Origin of the sequence: Streptomyces sp. NRRL F-5123, assembly GCF_000721495.1 — a bacterium.
Taxonomy (GTDB): Bacteria; Actinomycetota; Actinomycetes; order Streptomycetales; family Streptomycetaceae; genus Actinacidiphila.
Window position 1 is genome coordinate 1 of sequence record NZ_JOHY01000227.1, and the last position, 226, is coordinate 226.

General features: G+C 70.4%; 1 protein-coding gene. It reads left to right on the forward strand.

What is annotated here, in order from left to right; translation table 11 throughout:
* The coding region (locus IH54_RS41205; protein ID WP_043183802.1) for a beta-ketoacyl synthase N-terminal-like domain-containing protein at positions 1-226 on the forward strand (226 nt) is incomplete at both ends.

Here is a 226-nt window from a genome sequence, read left to right on the forward strand (position 1 = left end):
GGTCTTCGACTACCCGACGCTCCACGCGCTCGCGGGCTATCTGGACGAGCAGATCGGGGGCACCACCGCAGTTCCGGCTGCTGCCGCGCCCAGTCCCACATCTGTCGGCACGGGTGACGATCCGATCGTGATCGTGGGGATGGCGTGCCGGCTGCCGGGCGGGATCGAGTCGCCGGACGGGTTGTGGCGCGCGGTGTCGGAGGGTGTGGACGCGGTGTCGGAGTTC